15 protein-coding genes are annotated in these 24,704 nt (G+C 48.0%); 2 read left to right on the top strand and 13 right to left on the bottom strand.

The features are described 5' to 3' along the window. Positions 1–6: 6 nt before the first annotated feature. From DYD21_RS03300 to DYD21_RS03275, 6 genes are all read right to left on the bottom strand, one after another. Positions 7–1,806: an efflux RND transporter periplasmic adaptor subunit gene (locus DYD21_RS03300; protein WP_116032300.1), complete on the bottom strand. Its 1,800-nt coding sequence runs from the start codon at positions 1,804–1,806 to the stop codon at positions 7–9. Between the two features lie 124 nt (positions 1,807–1,930). Further along, on the bottom strand, positions 1,931–3,553 hold the full coding sequence (locus DYD21_RS03295; RefSeq protein ID WP_116032296.1) for a TolC family protein: 1,623 nt from the start codon (positions 3,551–3,553) through the stop codon (positions 1,931–1,933). After that, positions 3,550–7,317, bottom strand: coding sequence for an efflux RND transporter permease subunit (locus tag DYD21_RS03290; protein WP_116032293.1), 3,768 nt, complete (start codon positions 7,315–7,317; stop codon positions 3,550–3,552). Before DYD21_RS03290 ends, DYD21_RS03295 begins: the two co-directional genes overlap by 4 nt. Before the next feature lie 318 nt (positions 7,318–7,635). Further along, positions 7,636–8,100, bottom strand: coding sequence for a hypothetical protein (locus DYD21_RS03285; RefSeq protein ID WP_147303481.1), 465 nt, complete (start codon positions 8,098–8,100; stop codon positions 7,636–7,638). 116 nt (positions 8,101–8,216) lie between these two features. Next, positions 8,217–9,731, bottom strand: coding sequence for a Gfo/Idh/MocA family protein (locus DYD21_RS03280; RefSeq protein ID WP_116032286.1), 1,515 nt, complete (start codon positions 9,729–9,731; stop codon positions 8,217–8,219). A gap of 97 nt (positions 9,732–9,828) precedes the next feature. After that, positions 9,829–10,578, bottom strand: a complete 750-nt coding sequence (locus DYD21_RS03275; RefSeq protein ID WP_116033445.1) for a GDSL-type esterase/lipase family protein — start codon at positions 10,576–10,578, stop codon at positions 9,829–9,831. A 118-nt stretch (positions 10,579–10,696) separates the two neighbouring features. Here DYD21_RS03275 and DYD21_RS03270 point away from each other — a divergent pair, with 118 nt between their 5' ends. Together DYD21_RS03270 and DYD21_RS03265 are read left to right on the top strand one after the other, a co-directional pair. Continuing rightward, positions 10,697–11,497 (top strand): hypothetical protein, encoded by an 801-nt coding sequence (locus DYD21_RS03270; protein ID WP_116032282.1) that lies wholly within the window; start codon positions 10,697–10,699, stop codon positions 11,495–11,497. Between the two features lie 212 nt (positions 11,498–11,709). After that, positions 11,710–12,783: a methyltransferase gene (locus DYD21_RS03265; protein WP_116032279.1), complete on the top strand. Its 1,074-nt coding sequence runs from the start codon at positions 11,710–11,712 to the stop codon at positions 12,781–12,783. Between the two features lie 27 nt (positions 12,784–12,810). Here the strand turns inward: DYD21_RS03265 and DYD21_RS03260 are convergent, their stop codons facing one another. The 7 genes from DYD21_RS03260 to DYD21_RS03230 form a co-directional block, all read right to left on the bottom strand. Next, the gene (locus DYD21_RS03260) at positions 12,811–13,401 is read right to left on the bottom strand and encodes a choice-of-anchor V domain-containing protein (protein WP_116032275.1); all 591 of its coding nucleotides are present in this window, start codon (positions 13,399–13,401) and stop codon (positions 12,811–12,813) included. 200 nt (positions 13,402–13,601) lie between these two features. After that, positions 13,602–14,630, bottom strand: a complete 1,029-nt coding sequence (locus DYD21_RS03255) for a lyase (RefSeq protein ID WP_116032272.1) — start codon at positions 14,628–14,630, stop codon at positions 13,602–13,604. Between the two features lie 162 nt (positions 14,631–14,792). Continuing rightward, the gene (locus DYD21_RS03250) at positions 14,793–15,932 is read right to left on the bottom strand and encodes an aminotransferase class V-fold PLP-dependent enzyme (RefSeq protein ID WP_116032268.1); all 1,140 of its coding nucleotides are present in this window, start codon (positions 15,930–15,932) and stop codon (positions 14,793–14,795) included. A 408-nt stretch (positions 15,933–16,340) separates the two neighbouring features. Further along, the gene (locus DYD21_RS03245; RefSeq protein ID WP_158551394.1) at positions 16,341–17,207 is read right to left on the bottom strand and encodes a T9SS type A sorting domain-containing protein; all 867 of its coding nucleotides are present in this window, start codon (positions 17,205–17,207) and stop codon (positions 16,341–16,343) included. A gap of 92 nt (positions 17,208–17,299) precedes the next feature. Continuing rightward, positions 17,300–19,603, bottom strand: coding sequence for a beta-glucosidase BglX (gene bglX, locus DYD21_RS03240; RefSeq protein ID WP_116032259.1), 2,304 nt, complete (start codon positions 19,601–19,603; stop codon positions 17,300–17,302). 245 nt (positions 19,604–19,848) lie between these two features. Beyond that, complete coding sequence (locus tag DYD21_RS03235) at positions 19,849–21,696, bottom strand: RagB/SusD family nutrient uptake outer membrane protein (protein ID WP_116032256.1); 1,848 nt, start codon at positions 21,694–21,696, stop codon at positions 19,849–19,851. A 49-nt stretch (positions 21,697–21,745) separates the two neighbouring features. Beyond that, the gene (locus DYD21_RS03230; protein WP_158551393.1) at positions 21,746–24,679 is read right to left on the bottom strand and encodes a TonB-dependent receptor; all 2,934 of its coding nucleotides are present in this window, start codon (positions 24,677–24,679) and stop codon (positions 21,746–21,748) included. Positions 24,680–24,704 lie beyond the last annotated feature (25 nt).

Here is a 24,704-nt window from a genome sequence, read left to right as displayed (position 1 = left end):
TTATAATTATTCAATTCGTTCAATCACCTCTCCGCAGCTCGGCATTGTATCGGGTGCATATGGATTCTCAATCTGCTCATCACGGCTCAGCCAGTTCGCATCCTCCATCGGGCAGTACTGATGGTAAACCATACCGGGAATACCGTAATTATTGACAGCCTCAATGAGTACATGCGATAGCAAAGCAAAACCTTCACGCCGGACCTCCATATCTTCGGCTTCTAAAATGTGATTCAAATGCCCTTCAATCGCTTCATACTGCTCCATCCAGCGCATATGAGCATCGCCCTGCATACGGTGTAATCCGATCGATTCAAGTTCTTCAGCGGCTTGTTGAAAGGCCGTACTTACTCCATCCATATCAGATTCGAATAATGCCTCTTTTCCATCCAGGTAATGAGTGAGAAGTACCTTGAAATCCTCCCGGAAATCATCAGTAGCCCCATCTATCGCACCTGTATGATCGTGGGCATCTGTCTCCTGCTGCGTCTCCATTTCATCATGGTCATCCATATCATCACCACCCATCTGCCCATGATCATGACCACCGGGTACTGCTCCCGTTCCGGGCTCACGGTTCATCATGCTGAAGCGGTCGGCAAGCTGAAATTCACTATCGATCCGGAATGCGCCATTGAAAACAACTTCCTGGCCGGATTCAAGGCCTTCTTCAATGATATAATAATCTCCGGTTCGGCTGCCAAGCTCAACCTCTTTCACTTCAAATCTCGGGGTGTCGGCTGATGTGTCTTTCACGTAAACAAGGGATCGCGGACCGGTCCAGAGTACAGCCGAAGCTGGAACCAGCAGCTTTTCTTCCTGCATTTCGGATTGAATCACACCCCGAACAATCATCTCCGGACGCAGGGTGTGATCAGCATTTTCCACATCTGCCCGCACCCGGATAGTCCGTTTTTGCGGGTTGAAAGTCGGGTCGATATAATCCACGCTGGCGGTATAACTGCTTCCCGGGTTCGATCGGCTTCTGAATTCGATCTCTGATCCTTCCTGCAGCCAACCCATATCCTCCTCGTAGGCATCAAATGTTACCCAGAGCTGATCGAGGTTCGCCACTTCGTAGATGACGGATCCCTCTGTGACATGCTGCTCATCCACCACATTTCTTTTCATAACAAATCCATCTACCGGAGAGAGAATCTCCATATTCCGCATCACTTCACCGCGGTCAACAATCTCCTGAATCTGCTCATCGGTAAACTCCCACAGCCTGAATTTTCGCACGGCCGATTCATACAGGCCCGGATTTCGATCCTTCACCTTCACCGCTTCCAGCAGCTCACGCTGAGCGGAAACCAGTTCCGGTGAGTAGATGGTGGCCATCACATCACCCTCACGTATCGGTGCACCCGTGAAATTGATCTCCACATCCTGAATTCGTCCAGCAAAGTGGGCCGTCACATAGCTTATTCGCCGCTCATCAATCTCCACACGTCCCGGCAGGTGCAGTTCACGTTTGGGGCGCTCACGAATCACCGGCGTGGCCTGGATATTGGCGAGCTGCATGGAGGCTTCAGTCATCACCATGCTGTAGTCATCCTCACGCTCTTCGGACGATGCCGGAATCAGGTCCATCCCGCAGATCGGGCAGGAGCCGGGACCGTCTTCGCGAACGGATGGGTGCATGGAGCAGGTCCACACCTCTTCGCCGTTTTCTGTGGTCACTTCATGATCGTGGCCGGCATGCGGGTCATGATCATGGGATCCGCCGAAGATCAGCCATCCAAGCAACAGCCCGGTGATGAGGAGTCCGGCGCCTGTAAGTAATTGTGTTTTTGTGATGTTCATAATGCTATTGTTTAACTGTGATAAAAAGTCCCCCTTCGAAGGGGGTGGCGAACGGAGTGAGCCGGGGGATGATCACTGGCCGTTGATCCAATTCAAGATTTTATTTAAGCCTGTTTCCCCCACATCATCCCCCTGCGCCTGTGGCGCTTTCCCCCTTCAAAGGGGGACTATTCCCAATCAAACTTATAATCCGTACAACGGCTTTGTTTTGCCCCACAACGGCTTCAATCCGCTCAATCTCGAAATCGAGCAGTTCGCGCTGAATTTGCAGGAGTTCATCAAACCGTGCACGGCCTACGGTGTACTCATCAGTGAGAATGTCGAGGGCCTGTTGTGCGCGGGGGACGAGCTCTTCATCCAGCAGTCGTAAATTTCGTTCTGATTTTCTCAGCTCTTCCAATGCCGATTCCACTTCGCTTGATAGCCGGTTTTCGGTCTGAAGGAGTTCAGAGTCTAGAGCCCGCTTTCGGCTGGTGATCTGCTGCTGTTGTGAATTTGTACGGGACCGAAAAATGGGCAGACGAACCGTTGCCATGCCGATAAAGCTCTCCCGGGCGTCCGGAAACATCGACATCGGACCGAAATCGCGGCCCATCACTTCCAGGCCCAGCCCGAAGGATGGGCGTCCGCTAAGCTGAGCAACCCGCTGCTGCTGATCGAGCGCGTTACTTCTGGATTCAATCCCGTCAAACCGGGGATTCTCCGCACGCACCATCCGGTGGATTTGATCATCACTGTAGAGCACCTCTTGCGTTTCGGTCTGCTCCGTAGTTTCCACATCGGAATCAGCCGGCCGGTTCAGAAATTCGTTAAAGCCGGCCTTCAGTGGTATAAGCTGATCTTCCAGGTTTTCAATGCGGTTCTGGAGTCGCGCTTCCTCCATCTGGATTCGCAGAATATCCGCCTGTGCAGCACCGCCGGTTTCGTACCGGATCTCCACAAGGGTTTCCAGCTCCCGAACCAGCTCAATCTGATCATTCACGATTCGTATCTGCTGCTCAACATCAGCGATTTCAAACCAGGCGATTTGAAGGTCGCGAAGTATCTCGAGCTGACGAACATCAATCTGCGCCCGGTCAGCTTCCGCCATAGCCCGCTGCGCATCACGCATGGTCCCAAGCGATCCAAACCACGGAAACATCTGCATCGCCGACACCGAAAAGCGTCCCAGCTGTGATTCCGACATCATCGGGTTGAAATCGTACATGATATTCAGCTCCGGATCAGGCAGCACACCCACTTCCCGTGCACGCTCCTTTTCTGCTTCATAAAGATGGTGCAGAGAACGGAGTTCGGGGTTTTCCTCGATTGCGATCTGGATGTAATTTTCGAGTTGGGGGTAAGCAGTCTCCCCTGCCAGTGCTTTCCTGGTCCCGACACCTCGGGGAGGGGAGATGACAGAATCGGTAGTTCCCGATTCTGTCTGAGGGGTGTTCACTGAGTTTGTCGATGATTCTGTACCCTGTGCATAAACCGTGGTCGTGAAAGCTCCCATAAGAATGGCAACCAATATTAAAACGGCCATGAAAAATCCCCTCTTGAGAGGGGATATGCGAAACCGAAAGCGCGACGCGCGATTCGGTGAGCGAGGGGTGTGTTCTGCGGGGGTAAGGCGCCCTGAACGGGCAGTACCGTCACTCAACGCCCCATCAACCCACCCCTGACGATTCCGCTGAACGCTCCATCGTCTGTCCCCTCCCAAGAGGGGAGATTTCTCACTACTCACTACTTGATACTTAATACTCATATTTTCTCCTCCAATTCATTCACATTTCTCATCTCAAACTCTTTCCACATCGCGTAGAGCAGTGGCACAAGCAGCAGGCTCAATACCTGGATCAGCATCCCGCCAAAGATCGGGATCGCCATGGGGATCATGATCTCGGATCCTTTGCCGGGTGAGGTCAGGATTGGCAGCAGGGCCAGCAGGGTGGTGCCGGTGGTCATCAGGCAGGGACGCACCCTGCGCATTCCGGCTTCGATGGCTGTGGCGTAAATACCTTCGCGACCTTGCGGTTTTTTTCGTTCAAATAGCTGATCGAGGTAGGTGGCCATCACCACGCCGTTATCCACCGCGATTCCGAAAAGAGCCAGGAATCCAACCCAGACCGCCACACTCATATTAATCACTCCCATCTGGAAGAAATCGCGGATCTCCACGCCCAGAATCGAGAAGTTGAAGAACCAGTTCTGGCCATAGAGCCAGAGCAGGATAAATCCGCCCGCCCAGACCAGAATTATTCCGGAAAAGACGATCATCGTTGTAGGCGCTGACCGGAACTGGAAGTAGATGATCAGAAAGATGATCAGCAGGGTGATGGGCAGCACAACCGATAACCGCTCGGTTGCCCGCTGCTGGTTTTTGAATTCACCTTCAAACGTGTAACTGATACCATCGGGAACGTTTAGAGATCCTTCACTGATGTTATGATCCAGATACTCACGTACCTGATTCACCAGGTCGACCGGCGAATGGCCGGGCTGTCCGTCGAACGTGACGTAGGCGCTCAGAAATGTATTTTCGCTCCGGATGTTCATCGGGCCTGTTTCGAAACGGATCTCGGCAAGCTGTCCAAGCGGAATCTGGCTGCCGTCCGGCGCCGGCACGAGTACGCGCTCCATCATCTCAGGGGAGTTTCTGTACTCCCGCGCATAGCGAACCCGCAGCGGATATCGCTCGCGGCCTTCGACAGTCATGCCGAGCATTTGTCCGCCGATAGCCGTGCTGATCACCTGCTGCACATCCTGAATGGTGAGTCCATGCCGGCCAATTTCTCGGCGATCAATATCGATTTCGATGTAGGGCTTCCCGACGACGCGGTCGGCAAAAACAGAGGCGGGACGAACCCCATCCACTTCCCGGATCACCGGCTCGAGCGCAGTGGCAAATTCATCGATTACATCAAGGTTGGGCCCGCTGATTCGAACACCCATGTTGGCACGCATTCCGGTCTGAAGCATAATCAACCGCGTTTCAATCGGCTGCAGTTTCGGGGCAGAGGTAACTCCCGGCACATCAGAGGCGTGCAGAATTTCTGTCCAGATATCATCCTGATTCTGAATGTGATCGCGCCACTGACGGTAATACCGGCCACTTCGATCGGGTATCAGATCGCCACTATCATCCCGAACGAACTCCCCGTTTTCTGTTTTGAACCGAACCCGCTGGCCGCGCTCATTCGTTTTATATTCGCTCTTATACTGGATCACAGTCTCAAACATCGAGATCGGAGCCGGATCAAGTGCCGATTCTACACGGCCGATTTTTCCAACCACGGTTTCCACTTCCGGAATGGATGCAATACGCATATCCATCTCACGCATCATCTGCAGGGACTCCTCCATCCCGGCGTGGGGCATGGCGGTGGGCATCAGCAGGAAGGAGCCTTCGTCCAGCGTGGGCATGAACTCCTGACCCAGTCCGGGAAACCGTTCATCAGCGGCAGACCAAAATGATGTCTCCTCAATCTCGAAACCGACTGCATTAAATCCATTAGACACATAACTAAATGTGGCATCAAACCCGCGCCAGCTCATTAGCCCAAAGAGCAGAATAAGAATCGGTAGAGCAAGAAACGCTGCTTTATTTCGGAGCGACCAGTCGAGAATTTGCTCGTAATATTTCATGAATAGCCAGAAGAGGCCGAATATCAGGCCAACCAGCAACAGTATAAAAATCAGGCTGAACGTAACCGGGTTTTCCGGGCCGAGCGGGAGCCACTGTCCCGCCAGCAGCCAGGCAACACCCAGCAGAATAATGATGTTATTCACCCACGGTGACCAGGCCTGATACTCCTCACGATAGACCGACACCAGGTTGTTGATGCCGAGCGCAATCAGAATCAAACCGCCCCAGCCGTAGAGGGTTATGGCGATAATCAGTCCGGCGACGATCATCACACCGTTCCAGAAAATTTTCCACCGACGTTTGCTGATTTTCTGCGAAAAGAGCCAGTGAGAAAATGCAGGAATCAGGGTGATGACGATCACAAGGGCAGCGATCAGAATAAAGGTCTTGGTCCACGCCAGCGGGCCGAACATCCGTCCTTCCTGCGCTTCCAGCATAAATACGGGCAGAAAGCTGACGATGGTGGTCATGAGCGCGGTAATCACGGCAGGACTCACCTCGGCGGTGGCACGGTAGATCGTTTCGAGCAGATCCTCACCCGGATTTTTCTCCTCGATATGTTTGAGCATATTCTCGGTGAGGATAATCCCCATATCCACCACCGTACCTATCGAGATGGCGATCCCGGCCAGGGCCACCACGTTTGCATCCACACCGACATATTTCATCAGGATGAAGCTCATCAGCACAGCGAGTGGGAGCAGTGCCGATATAACAAACGAGGTGCGAAGATGCATCACCATAATGATAATGACGATGATGGTGATCAGAATTTGAAGTGAAAGAGCCTCCTCCAGCGTGCCGAGCGTTTCATAGATCAAACCGGTACGATCGTAAAACGGCACGATTTTAACCTGCGAGGTGGAACCGTCAGCCAGCTCTTTGGTAGGCAGCCCTGTCGCAATATTTTCAATTTCCTCTTTTACATTGTTGATCACCTCAAGCGGATTTTCACCATGACGGGCAACAATCACTCCGCCCACCGCTTCGGCGCCCGCTTTGTCGAGAGCACCACGGCGTTGTGCGGGACCCATCGCAACATGCGCCACATCTTTAATACGGACCGGCGTGTTCTCCATCATGGCAACCACGCTTTCTTCCAGGTCTTCAAGTGATTCCATATACCCGAGTCCGCGAACCACATACTCAGCACGATTCATTTCAATCGTACGGGCCCCCACATCCAGATTCGACTTTCGAACGGCATCGGCAATCTGGTTCACATTTACGCCAAACTCCCGCATCGCCACCGGATCGATATCCACCTGGTACTCTTTTACAAACCCACCGATGCTGGCCACCTCAGCCACGCCATCCACGGCCGAGAGTGCATAGCGCACCTGGAAATCCTGGATCGAACGAAGCTCCTGCGGATCCCATCCGCCGGTTGGGTTACCATCAGAGTCATATCCCTCAAGCGTGTACCAGAAAATCTGCCCCAACGCTGTGGCGTCGGGGCCCAGTGCGGGCTGCACACCTTCAGGCAGCGTACCACCGGGTAGCGCATTCAGTTTTTCAAGAATACGCGACCGACTCCAGTAGAACTCAATATCATCTTCAAAAATGATGTTGATGGATGAGAAGCCAAACATAGAGTTACTTCGAACAGTGCGGACGCCCGGCAATCCAAGCAGTTCGGTGGTCAGCGGATAGGTAATCTGATCCTCAATATCCTGCGGGGATCGCCCTCCCCATTCGGTAAATACGATCTGCTGATTGTCGCCGATATCGGGGATGGCATCCACCGGAACGGGATCACGCGGAATGAAGTCGATATCCCAGTCGAACGGAGCCGTGGCAATTCCCCAGCCTGCAAGTGCTAAAAACAGCAGCAGTGCGATGAGTTTATTTTCGAGAAAAAAGCGTATGAGTTTGTTTGTCATTTTTGACTCACCCTCTGTCTCCCTCTCTACGCGTAGAGAGGGAGGACTCTTTAAAGTGGTTTTGTGTTGGTTATTGGGTTTTGTGGTGTTTGGTGGGGAAGGGTAGAAAACCTCCCCTCCTTGGAGGGGAAATGCGTAAACGAAACGGCAAAGCCGGATGAGTTTAGCGAGGGGGTGGGTTTGTGGGGGCTTAGAGTCACGAAATGATCTTTCGCTAACTCAGGGCTCCGTCAACCCACCTCTGAGCATACGCTGGACGCTTTATGCTCTGTCTCCTCCGGGGAGGAGAGGTATATCCTTCCCAATAAAAAAGAAAGGCTACATCAAAAAGGTGTCGTAGAGGAGCCAAAGGGGTGGGTCGTATTGGCCGATGCGGATTTGCTGATCGGCCAGAATGTGATCGCCGGATGTAAAAAATGGTGGGACATCACCCTGTTGGGTTAGGGCAATTTCTAAATTTTTTGTGGTTGGGATCCACTCTTCATCACCAAGTTGACTCTGCCCGATACTGCAGGCGCAGATAAAGCCCCAGTCGCAATCGTGATGAGTATGGCTGTCCGTTTGTTTCTCTTTCTCTTCAGTTTCTGATTCACAGCAGCTGTGATCGGCGGCCATTTCATCCGAATGATGGGGCATTTCCGTCGCGTTGTGGCTGCCAAGCTCAGTCTTACAGAAATCCACCAGCTGCTTGGCATGAAGCCCCCCCGGAATCAGGAAGGCCATCAAAAGCAGGATAGCCGTGCTTTTTGTGAGAATGCGGTATGTGGATGAAGTGTTTTTCACAATGTTAGGATAGTGACTATCTGACAGAAACTCATTGAATCCAAAAATATTACACAATATGCGGATTTTACTGTTACACTCAACCCATTGTCAGACCAGATTATTTTACGGCGAAATTACGCAGGCATGTCCGGTAGCGTCCAGCCCTCACGGTACTCTGTTTTAATCAGACTGTTGGCAAATTCAGCCGCGTTAATTGGGTCAGTGCGCTGTTGCGAAAAGGACGGGTTTCCATCTTCCATTCGAAATTCATCTTTCAACACAATACTAAGCTCTTCTGTATCGGAAATATTTGTGAACTCCATCTTCTCGCCATCCCACTCCAGCTCTTTATTCAAGTTCTGGAGCCGCACGGCAAGTACGCCCATTACAACCATTTCATTAAACGGGCCGGATTGACCAAATGACGATTTGCATTCCGTTCGGCTTTCCGGGCTCTCCTTGCAGGCTCTTGCCCAGTCTTTTACGTGGGCAGACTCACCTTCTGTTTCACCAACCTGGACTCTTCTTTCCGTCTTTTGAACACTGGGTTCATTGCCTGATAGCAGCCACGGGTCTGATCCGTAACAGCCATGAACAAGTGTATCCTTGGTTCCGTGGAACAGAACTCCACCGCCACGATGATTCATATTTCGACCTTCGGGCCATCCTTCAGGCTTCATCGGCTTGATGCCGCCGTCATACCAATAAATATCCACTTCCGGAAGATGTCCAAAACTACTTTCGCGTTCCGGATAGGTAAGACGAACTTTTTGGGCTGTCGGTGCTGAATCCTTCAAAAGCAGCGTAGAACTGCCCTGAACCTTGGTTGGGTAACCGAGCTCAAGCGCTTTAAACGGAGCGTGCAAAATGTGGCACGCCATATCACCCAGTGCGCCGGTTCCAAAATCCCACCAGCCCCTAAAGTTCCAGGGTGTATAAATCTCGTTATACGGACGCATTTGCGCGGGTCCTACAAACAGATCCCAGTCTAACGTATCCGGAACAGCCTGCTCCCCTTCGGGTGGATTTTGGCCCTGTAGCCAGATGGGTCGATTGGTAAACGACTCAATCTTCGTCACATCTCCGATCAAACCGCTTTGAACCCACTCGGTTATTAAATTGATCCCTTCGCCGGACGCTCCCTGGTCGCCCATTTGCGTAGCAACCTTATACTCTTCAGCCAGTTTTGTGAGCAACCGTGATTCGTACACTGTATGCGTGAGTGGTTTTTCAACGTACACATGCTTGCCCATTGTCATGGCGTGTGCGGCAATCGTGGCGTGGGTGTGATCGGATGTTGCCACAACCACGGCGTCGATATCATCGCCCATCTCATCGAACATTTTCCGCCAGTCCCAGAATTTCTGAGCATCAGGGTAATGATCAAATGCTTCCTGTGAATAACGCCAGTCCACATCACATAAAGCTACAATATTCTCTGTCTCCTCTACCTGGCGAATGACACCAAAACCGCGCCCCCCTACGCCCACACAGGCGATATTCAGTTTATCGCTCGGCATTTTGTGGCCAAGGCCGCTAACCACATAACTCGGCAGAATGGAAATTCCGGCCGCAGCTGCAGCTGTTTTTCCTAAAAAATCTCTTCGGGTGATTCCTTTGATAACCTGGTTTACTTTATCTTTTTTCATAATGGTAGATGGACTGGCTTAAAGTTGTTCGATTTTGCTCTGCTTCTTTTTGGTAAATAGCTGATTTTTCTGAAATATCCCAATAGGATTAATGGCTTTATTCCAGCATCGTACTAAAATAGGATTTCAATTCCTTTGCCCAGATATTGTAGCCCTTTTCATTTGGGTGAAGCATGTCGGGCATGATATCTTCGGGCAGATTTTCATCATCATCGAGAAAATGGCTGTTCAGGTTTACAAATGTTACCTGTTCCCGTTCGCCAAACGGCTCAATTTTTTGGTTGATCTCTTCATTGAGCAGCCGAAGCGGGTCGTTCGCCGATTCACTCCGCGGAAAAATGGCGAGAAGTAAGATGTCGGTTTCGGGAAGGTGTTCGCTCAGTTCATCAAGAATCATTTCAATTCCTTTTGCAGTGCATTCAGGCGGGTCCTGCCGGTGGCCGGTATTGTTTGTTCCGATCATCAGAACGGCAAGGTCAGGATTGATGCCGTCAATCTCCCCATGCTGAAATCTCCATAAAACATTCTCCGTCCGGTCGCCGCTGTAGCCGATATTATAGACGGAATAGTCCGAAAGATGGGCATCCCACGCATCACTGCCGGTGGTTTCCCATCCGTGTGTGATGGAATCGCCGATCAAGAGAAGTTGTGCAGATTCGCGTCCATCTTCAGCAAGTTTCGCTTCATGGCGCGGCATCCACCACTCAATGGCCCACTCCTCTTCAAGCGGTGCAGGATTCAGTGCCGGAGATTCATCGCTGCAATCGGTGAGTTCCGCATTGACCGGCGAACCTATCATCAGAAAAAAAGGAAGTGTAAAAATTAGTACAGAATGGAATATTTTCATGATCATTTGTATTGATTTTGTAACCTGTGGTAAGAGAACAGAATGCCAAATATATCAAAACCAGATTTATGGAGTTTAAAACAGACAGTTGTAACATCAAAAGATTTTATTTAGTCGTATGAACACATCAAGAAATGGGTTGATTTGTATCTTTTTACTGGCACTCTCCATACTGTTACTTGCAGGATTTAACGGTGCAGTTTATGGACAGGATAACGGGGATGATGAAATTGAAGCTGATTTTACCGTAAATATTGAAGCGGGACTTTTTTGGTTTGACCGGAATGATATCCGAATTCCAAATGATGGCGGAACAACGTTTGATATGATCGGGTTGATCAGCACCAATCCAGCCAGATACATCCGCATGAGCGTTAGCGCAACAATTGCCGATCGCCACACATTTCGTGTGCTCTATGCGCCGCTCCAAAAAATCGGTACAGCGATGTTTGATGAACCGGTCTTTTTTGAGGATACTACGTTTGAACCCGATACCCCGACCGACGGGCTCTATCGTTTCAATACCTATCGGCTGACGTACCGGTTTACTTTTCTGGATAACGAGAGCTGGAACCTTGGCGCCGGTGTGGCAGGATTAATACGGGATGCTGAAGTGCGGCTTACGCAGCCGGAACACTCCGCCTCAAATACCGATCTTGGATTTGTGCCGTTGCTGCACCTCTACGCTGAGCGCCGGTTTGGCGAACGCTTTTCATTAGCCGTTGATGCGGAAGGCCTTGCCTCTCCAATGGGGCAGGGACGGGCATTTGATACGGCCATAACAGCAAATATTCGGATGATGGAAAACTTGAAACTAACTGCCGGATACCGTTTTCTTGAAGGCGGCGCGGATGTTGATGAAGTCTACAATTTCTCCTGGATAAACTTCGGCCTGGTAGGTTTATCAATTGATATTTGAGGTGAGTTTAATTTTGAAACTTTTTGGGTAGCCTTATTTAAGAATAAGGATTTATCGAAAGCGATCTTCAGGTAATCACCAATTTTGTACAGTTTCTGTGACTATTAAATCGCAAAAAATCTTTGGACAGTATCAGTCACTTATTTACTCAGTGAAACCGAACTCAGGATTTTTCTTACAGAAAATAAAAAATCCACGAATACACAGCCGAGATGATTGATCATTCAGAAGACCCAAACCCGGATCGTCCCGAACCCGTTAAACCGGGGGAAGAACCGTTTACTGTAACCGGAAGTACATCCCCAGACGCAGTTGCAGAAAAACTGCTGCAGGGTAATTATGTTCTGATTGGGGATAAATTTTCGTCCGGACTGAAATTTCTCTCAGAGTTAAAAAAGCAGGTGTTTGGCGGAGCTGATAAAAAAGATTTTCTTGCATACCGCGAAAAAAGGAGTCAATATCATCTCGCATCAAACCGGCTTCTTGTTCCCATCAGGCAGAACAAAATAGACCTGGAAAAGGCCCCGGGCATCGGCTGGCTTAAAAAACTTTATCCCGATATCGATGATTTTTTGCTTCCATTCCCACAAGTACAGGGCCTCAACAGTTCCTGGCAATGGTATCAGAAAGGCATAAAGTATCCCGTCTTAGAAAACAAGCTTTATCCGTATTACGGCACCTATTTTCCTACGCGGTTCGACCATCTCTACCTGTTTGATTACTGGCTTAAAAAATATGCCGGGTCAAAATCTACAGCCCTCGATATAGGCACGGGATGCGGAGTACTGGCTTTTAAACTCCTGGATCGTGGGTTTGAAACAGTTTACGCCACCGATATCAACCAGAATGCCATCACATCGGTCAGGGACGATGCGAAACGTGTTGGCGTGGAAGACCGTCTGAAGGCCTGGCAGTCGGATCTGTTTCAGCGTATCCGCCAGAAAACGGACCTGATCGTATTTAATCCGCCCTGGCTGCCCGGCCAAAAAGAAACAGGCGGGCTGGATACGGCAATCTATTACAAACCGATACTTTTTGAACGGTTTTTTGACGAAGCCCGGCATCATATCAACGATGATGGGCGAATTGTCTTCCTCTTTTCGAATGTTGCCCGTATTACAGAAATTGAACAAGAGCATCCCGTTGAATCTGAGCTTTCCAAAAACAGTCGATATATCAAAGTTAAACTGATCAAACGAAAAGCCGACCGTCCATCTTCGAAAACGAAACGAAGAGATAACCGAGAAGGTGAGTATGTGGAGCTTTGGGAGTTGAAACTCGTATAATCCGGATATTTGACCAGGATAATTAGATTAGATTCCTTCGACTTTCATCTCCTCAATATAAATCCAGTCGCCAAACGACGAGTCATCGTGGTTTCCGGCGTTTGCAGCCACATTGAAGACCACTGGGTCACTGGTCTCGGGGGCAGTCCAGGTGAATGACCAGCTAACTTCACGTTCATCGGTGGGTTTGGTTCCTTCCTCTGAATGCTGAATGTATTGAACGTTACCGCCAATGTCGGGTGTAAACATCAGACGATCGCCGTTCCATGCAAACGATCCCGCCTGCGTGCCGTCTTCAAACCGGGCTGTTAGTTGAAATCCGCCGATCTCGAGCTGTTCACTCTGAACTGTAACGGTTATAGGAATCTCACCACCGGGTTTGTACGGCTCGTCCAGTCCCTGGATTGAAAGGCTCCCTCCCTCCATATTTAAATCGTAATCAAAGTGGCAGCTCCGGCAGGTCTGTTCACCAAAACCACCAGTAAATGCCCCGTCGAGGTGATCGGGGTTGATTTCTGACATTGGATTGGTCTTTGGAGTCACCTCCATTCCGGCCAACACCATACCGATGACGAACGGCGCAAGAATGATTGGTATGAGTTTGAGAATAGGATTCATTTAGCAGAGATATGAAATTTGAGGGCCGCGTGAATTAAATTTCCACAGCCGTTTATATCAGCATCATCTCAAGTGGTTGCTATCCAAAACGAGGTCATCGCATGAGTTATCCACGAATCACATGTTGAATCATCAATGCTCGATTTTTCAAAAAAAACTCATCCAATTACTTTTAGCAATGGTACTACACCAGAAAAAAATTAGTTTACAACAAGTCGACCAATATGTCCGGTATCTGTACCAAACCAAAGAGAACGGGTTCGTTCGTCATAATCCATGTGGCGGATCGAGCCGCTTGCACTCTCTATTTCACGGGATGCGACAAACTCTTCTGTACGGGTATCGAACGCGACTAATTTGTTGGGTTCCAGGCCGCTTGCTGAAAACCAGATTCGGTCTTTATCATCGGCCAGAACCGCGTAAGGCTGTGAAGATGAACCATCGGGCATATCCCATTCCTGAAACGAACCATCTTCGGGATTGTAGCGGCCAATAATTCCGTCGGCATAATCGCCGTACCATACATTGCCATCAGAAGTTACATCCAGCCGGCGAGGGCGGATTTCATCCCGGGGAAGTTCAATCTCTGTAAGCTCCATGGTTTCGGGATCTACCGTTGCAATTTTGTTCGTTCCGAAAAGTGCAATCCAGGGCCGTTCTTTATCAGGGCTCATACGGATTCCGTATGGACGCGAACGCTCGGTTGGTACAGGAATGATTTGGCTTTCACCTGTCTCTACATTAAAATGGCCCACACCATTACCGCCCTGGGCTGTAAACCAAATATTGCCGTCCTTGTCAAATGCAAAGGTGTGTGGATCACGGGCATAATCATCATCCATCATATATTTTGTAATCTCGCCTGTTTCGGGGTCCATTTTTCCAATATGACGTGCCCGGTTTCCGGCATACCAAACTGTACCGTCATCAGCTACAACTACTGTATGCGGCCCGGCTCCATCTTCAAGTGGAAATTCTCTGAACTCTTCCGTTTCGGGATTAAAATGTCCAACATAATGGGCTCGCTGGCCTGCAAAATACACCGTCCCGTCAGGGGCTACATACGGATCACGGGAGCGGGTGTCATCGAAGGGAACTTTCCATTCATCAACGGAAAGGATCACATCGGACACTAACTCTGTATCTGAAGATTTATCGATGTTATCATGCCCTGTGGTAAAACTATATACAATCACTAAAAAAGTAATAAGTGCACTTACATGTTTCATATCCTGATCTCCAGTTTAATAATTAGACAAACTCAGCTTAAGAATCATAGTCGTTATTTAACTTAAAATTGAGTAAAAAACAATGCAGCGACCATCATTGAATAATAGATTTATCAACTTTTAACCCGGGCAAAAGTTGTAATCTATCTACAAAAACGACCTTTAAACAAGTGTTTCAGCAAACTTACGGAGCTCATTCTGTGTGTTATACACATTTGGCGATACACGAATTGAATCTCCCCTGACCGACACCAGGATATGGTTCGTTTCCAGGGCTTTTTTGATATCCTCCATATTGTGGTGTGATGAAAGTCTTACTCCAAACAGGTGTGCCGACCGGTGATTTTCATCTTCTATGCGGAAACCGGCCTCGCGAAGTTGCTTCACTGGTTTTGAAATCAAGTCACGGCAATAGGCCTGGATATTTTCCACACCCCACTCGTTGAGATGTTTCACGGCGGTCAGCATCATCGGCACAAGAATAAAGTTGCTGTGCTCGCCCACTTCGTATCGCAGGGCTCCGGGCTGATAGCGGTCGCTGTAATTCACCAGTCCCGCAAAATTTTCGCTTTCGTACCTGTTGATCCAGTTCTCCTCCACCGGTTTTCCATCATCCATCGCCGGACCATAATACGCAAGGCCGATGCTGTATGGCCCCATCAGCCATTTGTAGCCTGCACAAATCAGCGCATCCGGCTCAATCTCCTCCACGTCAATTGGCAGCGCGCCGACCGATTGCGTGCCATCGATCACCAGCCATGCACCCACATCCCGGGTTCGTTTTCGGATCTGTTTCAGATCGAACAGCGTGCCGTCCGCCCAATGAACATTCCCGATCGCCACCATTTTTGTTTTTGGGTTGATGGATTCCAGGATCATTTCATTCCAGCGTTTACCGCGCGACGGACCGGCTGGCGGCGTAACGGTAATGATCTCCGCGTTTTTGTCATCAGCTAGTGACCGCCACGGATAGATGTTGCTCGGAAACTGTTCATCCGCCACAATGATATTTTCTCCTCTTGACAACGGAAGATTTCGGGCCACATTTGCCATCCCATACGAAACCGAGGGAATCACCACGATTCGACGAGGTTCTGATGCGTTGATCAGTTTTGCATACTCTTTCCTCAATGTCTCTGTCTCATCAAAAAAGAGTTCCGCCGAAATTTTGAATGGATTGCGTTTCCGGCGAACTCCTTCGATGCCGGCCTTCTCAACAGTGTTGAGCTGTGGAGACATGTAGGCGCAGTTGAGGTAGGTGTAGGAAGTGTCGAGATTGAAATCAGATTTTTTACAGTCCATTTAGGAAATTTGATGTCTCATTCATTAGTTCTTTCGGCATAATTATTTCCAGGTTATAACAACAGAATCTGGAAAAATAATCCTGATAACAAATAGCCTAATTTACCAATAACCTGATTTTACTATCAACGCTGATGCACAAGCGGTTTGATCTGCTCACTGTACACCCGATTTATCTCTTTCATAATCTCATCAGAAACAGGCGGTTTTTCGCCGCTTCGGCATTGGATTTCACATGATCCACAGAAGATGCGCCGGGAATCACGCAGCTAACCTCGTCGCGTAATTATATCCATTACAAAAGTAACTTCCAATTGCGGGGAAGTCTGGCATACGATTTAAGCCCGGAATTAAAAAAAGCGAGCTTCTCTTTGTGAAAAGCCCGCTTTTAGAATTGTGAATCGCTGCTTATTTGACCAGCGTCATTGTTCTTGTAATTGAACGATCAGCGGTTTGCAGGCGGTAGAGATACATACCACTTGATAATCCATCGGCATTAAAATTCACATGATGCTGCCCAGAATTATAGTGCCCGTCTGCAATTGTGGCAATTTCTTTGCCAAGCATATCGTAGACCTTCAGTGTTACCTGGCCAGGGTTATTCAGCTCAAAGGTAATATTTGTTGCGGGGTTAAAGGGGTTTGGATAGTTTTGCTTTAGTGCCATATGAACAGGTATTTCTCCCTGCTCGATACTTGTTGCGAGTGGATCATCGGGAGAATCGCTCAGGATGATGTTATCGATGTAGATAACAATGTTTTCCTCAAGATCTACTGGATCAGAAAAGTCTGGCATAAGAGCAATAACAGGGTATTCACCGGCTGCATCCGGAAAGTGAAAGGTTATGTTTTCCCAGCCATCCGTTATTGTCTGTTCATCCATAGATTCATGTTCAAAATCCTCAGTTTCATCACTCCCTTCAACTTTGAAGCGGAGCGGACTAATGCGAGGTTTCCATACCTGGTAATGGGTGTATTTCATATCATCCATTTGCAATGGTTCAAATACCTCACTCCAGAATCCGCCCCATACGTTACCATTGGCAGCCCGGGTGTATTGTAGTACATATTGACTGTCATTTACTTCATCCGGATCAGGATTTTCAATGACTTCAAATGCCTCTTCATCACTCACATCTCCATCCGTCATGTTATTCAATGGAATGTGTGCTTCGGGATCTTCGAAATCCTCTATAACGATGTAGTTTTGCGCGGTTGCCTGCTGCAAGGTAAATGCAGCTGCTAAAAATAGCGATAGTAGTAGCTTGGTTTTCATAGTACTCCTGTTTTTATTCATGTTAGGTTTAAAACTGCATCGATTTATTCTGGAATTTTTCCAAAAAAACCGGGCAGCTTGTTGCGATACAACTATTGTATGATTTCTAATTCATTCTCCATCGTCTCACTAACATTGGGACCAACAAACACCTTAACAATTCCCGGCTCAAGTACAGGATTGAGTTGTTGATCTAAATAGGTGAGCTGACTTGCATTTAAAGTGAACTCAACCGTTTTAGTTTCACCCGGTTCAAGAAAAATCTTCTCAAAATCGCGAAGCAATCTGACCGGCTGTGTAACACTTGCAACCATTTTCCGGGTATAGAGCTGTACGATCTCATGTCCGGCAAAATCTCCGCTGTTTGTCACATCTACGGATATTGTGAGATGACCATCGCGGGATATTTCAGTTTCACTAAGAGTCAGGTTACTATAATCGAAGGATGTGTAGCTTAATCCATATCCAAATGGAAACAGCGGATCATTCGGTGCATCGATAAACTTTGAGGTATAACGCTGGTCCGGATCAATGGGCCGGCCGGTCTTTTTTTGATAGTATACGTTTGGAATCTGACCCACCGTGTAGGGCCAGCTGAATGTCAGTTTGCCGCTTGGGTTGTGATTTCCATATAGCACCGATGCAATGGCATCTCCTGTTCGAGTTCCAAGATAAAATGCATTCACTATAGCACCGACATTCTCATTTGCCCAGTTGATGTCAAGCGGCCGCCCTGCCATCAGTACCATAACAACCGGAGTGCCTGTAGCGTGAACCGCTTCGAGTAAATCTTGCTGAGCACCGGGTAAATTCAACGTTGTTCTTGAAGCCGCTTCGCCGCTCATGTGCCGGCCTTCACCCAGAGCCAAAATCACAACATCCGATTCGGCAGCGAGATTAACGGCTTCATCTATTCCATCTGCAGAATGGTCATCGAGACTTAAAGGTACACCTTCAGAAAATTGTATATTTGTACCCTCCGGAACTGCGTTTCTCAAACCCGCCAGAAGAGAGACGTTATCTGATGATTCCCCCGCTGCCGACCAGGATCCCATCACATCATATTGGTTATCACCAAGTGGGCCGATGATGGCGATATTTTTAGCAGAATCGGATAGCGGGAGCAGGTTGTTTTCATTTTTCAGAAGCACTATCGATTTTTCAGCAACTTCGAGGGCAAAATCGAGAAAATCCTGCCGCATGATGGTCTCCGCTTCACGATCATAATCTGAATAGCGGTAGGGATCATCAAACAGGCCCAGTTCAAATTTCATATCCAGAATCCGGGACACGGCCATATCAACCTGCTCCTCACTCACCCGTCCGCTTTCAACAAGACCGGGAAGTTCATTCAGGAAAATGTTGCTCATCATGTCCATATCCACATTTGCATTAAGGGCAAGTTCTCCGGCATGAGCTTCATCACGTGCGTATCCGTGAGGGATCATCTCCATAATGGCCGTGTAATCGGTGATAACAAATCCGTCAAATCCCCAATCATCCCGCAATATTTTGTTGAAAAGGTAATCGCTTCCGGTAGCCGGTACTCCATCGTATTCATTAAATGCCGTCATAAATGTTCGTACATCGGCATCAACGGCAGCTTTAAATGCGGGCAGGTGGATCTCCCTTAATGTCCGTTCTGAAATATCTACCGTATTATAATCCCGGCCGGCTTCAGCAGCTCCGTAGGCTGCAAAATGCTTTGCAGTAGCCATAATGGTATCCAGCTCATAAAGGTCATCTCCCTGGAACCCCTCAATTCTCGCAACTCCAAATCGTTTGTTCAGCAGCGGATCTTCGCCTGAGCTTTCAACGATCCGGCCCCATCGCGGATCAGGTGATACGTCCAGCATGGGGGTGAATGTCCAGTGAAGACCGGCAGCGGCTGATTCTTTAGCCGCAATTCGGGATGCTTTTTTGATAAGATCCGGGTCCCACGTGGACGCTTCAGCCAGTGGAACAGGGAAGATTGTACGATGACCATGGATCACATCAAACGCGAAAAGAAGGGGGATACCGAGCCGCGTTTCCTCAACTGCAATGCGCTGAAGATCAAGTGTATGTTCAACAGTATGAGCGTTAAACACGCCGCCCAATTTTGCTTCACCAATCATTTCCCGATACTCTTCGCTAAGAGTAGGGCCTGTTTCAGCAAATCCGCTGCTGAGTAAATTCAGCTGACCCACTTTTTCTTCAAGAGTCATTAAAGCAAGTACTGAGTCCACTTTCTCAGGATGCCGCAGAGGTGTTATGCGTACCGGAGTATTTGTGGTAATCTGTTCTTTTCCCTCATAAACCTCATAGCCAACCGGCTTTTCAGATGTGCTTAAAAGTGTTGAACCTAAAATCAATACAGAGAAAAGTAGTAAACCTGGTAAATTTCTTAATTCCATATACAGAGGTATTTGTAATTAAAGATTCTACAATCTAAACTGAGGAAGGCTATCCAAAAAGGCGTGAAAAACGAACATTTCTTACCCTTCCGTCATGCCGGACTCTGATCCGGCATCTCCCGCAGGAAAGTGCGGGATGACACCCTTTGGATAGCTCAGCTCTCAGTAATACAATGTGCCAATTGCCACAGCTAATTTTTTAATAAAAAGAACGTATCCTTTTTAAACACATCACCTTTTTCACTCTACCAGTTCGGATTCTGCTGAAGCCTCCCGTTACTAAGATCAATTTCATTAGTAGGTATCGGGAAAAGCTCATGTTTACCTGTTTCAAAATTCTTACCAAGAGCCTGCATCACGTCTGCAGCTCTTCCCTGCCTGATGAGATCAAACCAGCGTTTTTGCTCCATTGCCAGTTCAACTCTTCGTTCATGCCAGATGGCATCAAGCAGAGACTGACCTGATGCAGTAACGTCTGGCAGTAATTCTTCTACAGCTACATTCAATGTTATCTCTTCATTAACCTGGCCGTTATCTGTATGCTGGATTCTGATGATCTCAACAGGAATTGTTGAGCCTGACGTTTGTGCATTTAAAGCGTCTAAAAACTCTGTGCGGTTGGTCACTTCTGTTCCATTGATGGATGTGAATAGATCCATCACTTCAACCACCGGCCGGCCCCGTGAAAAGCTATAGGCAAACGGTTCTGCACCGGCAACATCAGCAGGGCTGCCGCTATTTACAAATCTTGCGAATACACGTGAATTTATACCTTCAAGGTCGAGGGAATTTATCACCAGGGGAGCCATATTTTCAGGAATTACACCCATGGTATTTGTATTTCCAACCCTGGCACGATCGCGAACCATATTCAGGTACGTACGCGCATCACCTTCGTTTCCGGTGCGATAGCTCGCTTCTGCTGCTATTAAAAGTACATCAGCGTAACGGATTCTTCGAATATTCACCGGACTGTTTCCACGCGCTCCTGCATGATCGGATGGTGCAAACGCTTTTTTATTATAGCGTTCATCAACCATAGTGGTGTTTTCAACCACGGTAAGTCCCGATCCATCCGGAAGTTCTTCCCATGGTGATAAAATTGTAGCTTGTTGTCTTAAGTCACCGTTTTCATAGGCGGCATCAAGATCGCGCGATGGCCTGTTAAATCCCCAGCCAAGATTTGGCTGTCCGCGCACACCCTGCACTTCGGCATACTGGCTTCCGGTGCCTCCCTCCTCGCTATCGGTTGCCTGCACTTCAAATATGGATTCTGAAGAATTTTCACCCTCATTGGTAAAGATTTGAAAATAATCCGGAAGCAATTGGTACTCATTAGATGTGATCACATCTTCGGCATATTGCAGGGCAAGTTCATAGTTTTCCCGAAACAGGTAGACTCTTGAAAGCAGGGCATCCGCGGCACCTTTTGTAGCTCTACCCAGGTCTGACGCCGGGTAATCCGATTTAACGGGTAAGTCATCAGCGGCCGCTTCGAGATCACTGATTATTTGTGAGTAGATCTCTTCAGCTGATGCCCTGTCCTGCTCATATTCATCGGGCGAAAGTGGTTCTGTTATTAAAGGTACTCCTCCGTACCCGCGAACAAGATTGAAATAATAATACGCCCTCAGAAACCTGTTTTCTGCTACAAGCCTGTCTCTCAACACCGTATTCATATCAATACCGGGGATATTTTTGATGGCTATATTTGTGCGATAAATACCCTGGTAATTGCCTTCCCACCAGGCACTTACATCGCCACTTCCAGCATCAAATGTCAGGTTTTCCAGTTCAAGAAGCTGAGCAGCATCCGTCGGTGTGCTGCCTTTTGTTGCATCATCCGATATCATGTCAGTCAGCCCAATAAATGAAAACACGTGAACATTCCAATCCCTCATTTTCTGATAGCTTGCATTCGTGGCCTGAATCGCGTGTTGCTCGTTCTGAAAGAAATTTTCGCTGGTTTGTTCCACAAGAGGGGTTTTGTTTACCACATCGCTGCAGGACGCAATTGCGAAAACTGCCAGAAGGAATGAAACACCGACAAGTCTTAGCACTGAATTGGAATGAGGTTTTTTTAAATAGTCCATGTGATCGTTATTTGAGGCTTAAACTTTTATTACTATGCAATTAGCCTTTTTAAAATGAGGCACTAATACCAAATGTGATGGTTCTCGCAAACGGATAAAATGCGCTGTCGATACCCGAAGCAATCACAGAACCACTTGTGATCTCCGGTGTATAGCCATCATATCCTGTGAGTGTGAATAAATTATTTCCGTTGGCATACACTCTCAGGTTTCTCAATCCCAACTGGTTTGTTAATGATGCGTCCAGTGTGTATCCGAGAGTGAGGCTTTGAAGCTTTAAAAAACTGCCATCTTCAATAAAAAAATCTGAGACATTGTAATTATGACCGCCATTCGTAATTCTTGGGTATGAATTTGTGGTGCCTTCACCTGTCCATCGGTTCAGAGCAGATTCCTCAAAATTCGGGGTTCCGAAGCGGGCTTGTTTTTTTGCATTGTATATTTCATTTCCATACTGCCCAGTCAATGCAGCGCTGAAATCAAATCCCCTGTAATCGAACTCCATGTTAAAAGAAAACAGGTAATCAGGAATGGGGGAGCCCAGGAATGTTCGGTCATCTGTAGTTATTTGGCCATCGCCCGTAAAATCAGTGAATCGGATATCTCCCGGTTGTTCATTACCCATGGTAGGTCCCGCATCAATTTCTGACTGGTTCTGGAAAATTCCGTCCATTTTGTACCCATAAAAAGAACCGATGGGCTGGCCCACAATGGTGCGTGTAGCAAGCATGCCTCCAACACCCACACCGCCGCCAAAGATATCTTCGTTGCCTCTTCCCAGCGAGAGTACTTCATTATTGATTGTAGTGGCATTTACACCAAAACTGTACATAAAATCCCCGTGGGTATCCCGCCAGTTTAAGGTTAGCTCCAGTCCGTGATTTTTAACCTCAGCAGCATTTACAAATGGCGATGGTGTTGCACCTACATAACTCGGAATAGGCACTCGTACAAGAATGCCATCGGTTACCCGATCGTAATATTCAAATTCACCTCTCAGGCGGCTGTCAATTAAATCCAGCTCCACTCCGATATTAAATTGTGTGGTTTCCTCCCAGCGTATTTGAGGATTTGCCAGATTGATGGGTAATGCTCCGAAATGTACGTCTTCACCGGGCCCGAATATAGCATTCAGATTACCTGAAACGGTAGGTACGCCAGGGTAAAAATCAATTTTATCATTTCCGGTAATACCCCAGCTTCCGCGGATTTTAAGCTGTGTTATCCAGTTTGTCTGTGGCATAAATGGTTCATCGGAAATGATCCACCCCAATGCAAATGATGGAAACCATCCATACCGGTTATCCGCGCCAAAGCGTGAAGATCCATCACGGCGAATGGTGGCAGTAAGCAGGTATCGCTCTAATAAATTATAGTTAATCCTGCCCAGCAGAGATTCCATCCCCCATTCTCCGGCTGTGTTTGTATTCGTTACACCTTCGCTATCATCACCGGAATTGAGATACCAGAGTGAGGGATCATCACCAACAATTCCAATCCGGCTACCGGCAAGATTTTCTGTACTAAACTCTTCAACCGTATACCCAACAAGGGCTTCAACCCGATGATCCTGAAACTGTTGCTGATACTGAAGCGTGTTCTCCCAAAGAATATTCGTTGTGAAATTATTGAATACATTTAAAGAGGTTTGTTCACTATTCTGAATAGCAGACACAAAAAAGATGGGGGAGAAGCTCCGGCCTTCAACGCGGTTTGTATCGAGCCCGAAATTACTTCTGAACTGGAAATTATCCAGGAAGTAGTAGTTCAGGAAGACATTACCCATTATTCTGTTACGGGAATTTTCGTTGTTACTGTCATATTCGAATTGTGCAACCGGGTTTCCCACCGAAGCACGCGCATCGGTCGGTGAATATGCTCCATCTTCAGTAAATACGGGAATGGTTGGGTCCCCTCTGTAGGCCGAACCCACAACTCCCGGTGCATTTTGATACGATTCGTAGACCAGGGCAAGATTATGTCCGATCTGAAAATCATCGGTAATGTAATATTCGTTATTTAGACGCAGGGAGATCCTGTCAAGATAGTTCTCCCTGATGATACCGTCCTGAGAGGAGTAGCTGCCACTAATGTTATACGATGTTGAGGCTGTACCACCCGATGCGGAGATATTCAAATTCTGAATAGGTGCCGTTCTGAAGATCTCATCCTGCCAGTCTGTACCGTCACCAAACTGATCTGGGTCACTGAATGGAGGTGTGCCTCCTTCGTTTAGTGCTACCTCGTTTGCCAGCATGGCATATTCACGGGCATTGGTAACGGGGACAGTTCGCGCCACATTTTGAAATCCCCTGTAGTAATTTATATTAAATTCAGCGGGTCTTTCAAGGTTCGATCGGTTGGTAGTAATCAGAATTACTCCATTGGCACCCCTGGCGCCATAAATAGCTGTAGCTGATGCATCTTTCAGTATATCAACAGATTCAATATCATTTGGATTGAGGTAATTGATGTTATCTGTGGTCATTCCATCAACTACAAAGAGGGGAGATGCATCACCGAGAGTACCGACTCCCCGAATGCGAATGACAGAACCTGCTCCCGGCGCACCGGATGACGGGGTGACCTGCACACCCGCTGCCACTCCCTGCAGCGCCTGGTCTACCGACTGTGTGGCAATTCGACTGATTCTTTCACCGCTCACTCTTGAAACCGATCCGGTTACATCTCTTCTTCGTTGGGTTCCATAGCCAACCACAACTAAATCCTCACCCACAAGCTCAATTTCTGATAGACTTACATTGATTTCAGATCTTCCATCAATAGCAATCTCCTGAGTTTGATACCCAATATAAGAGAAGATCAATACCTGATCGGATGATGGAACATTCAATTGATACTGGCCATCAACACCAGTTGAAGTACCAATGGTAGTGCCTTCAATGACAATATTCACACCGGGAAGCGGCTCTTCTGTAGCATTATCTGTAACCGTACCTCTGACCTGATGCTGTGCGAACACAACAGAAGCGCTTCCAGATAAAAAT

This window comes from Rhodohalobacter sp. SW132, from assembly GCF_003390325.1.
Classification (GTDB): domain Bacteria; phylum Bacteroidota; class Rhodothermia; order Balneolales; family Balneolaceae; genus SW132.
The sequence above is the reverse complement of the archived record's forward strand: the minus strand, read 5'-3'. Positions and strand labels throughout refer to the sequence as shown.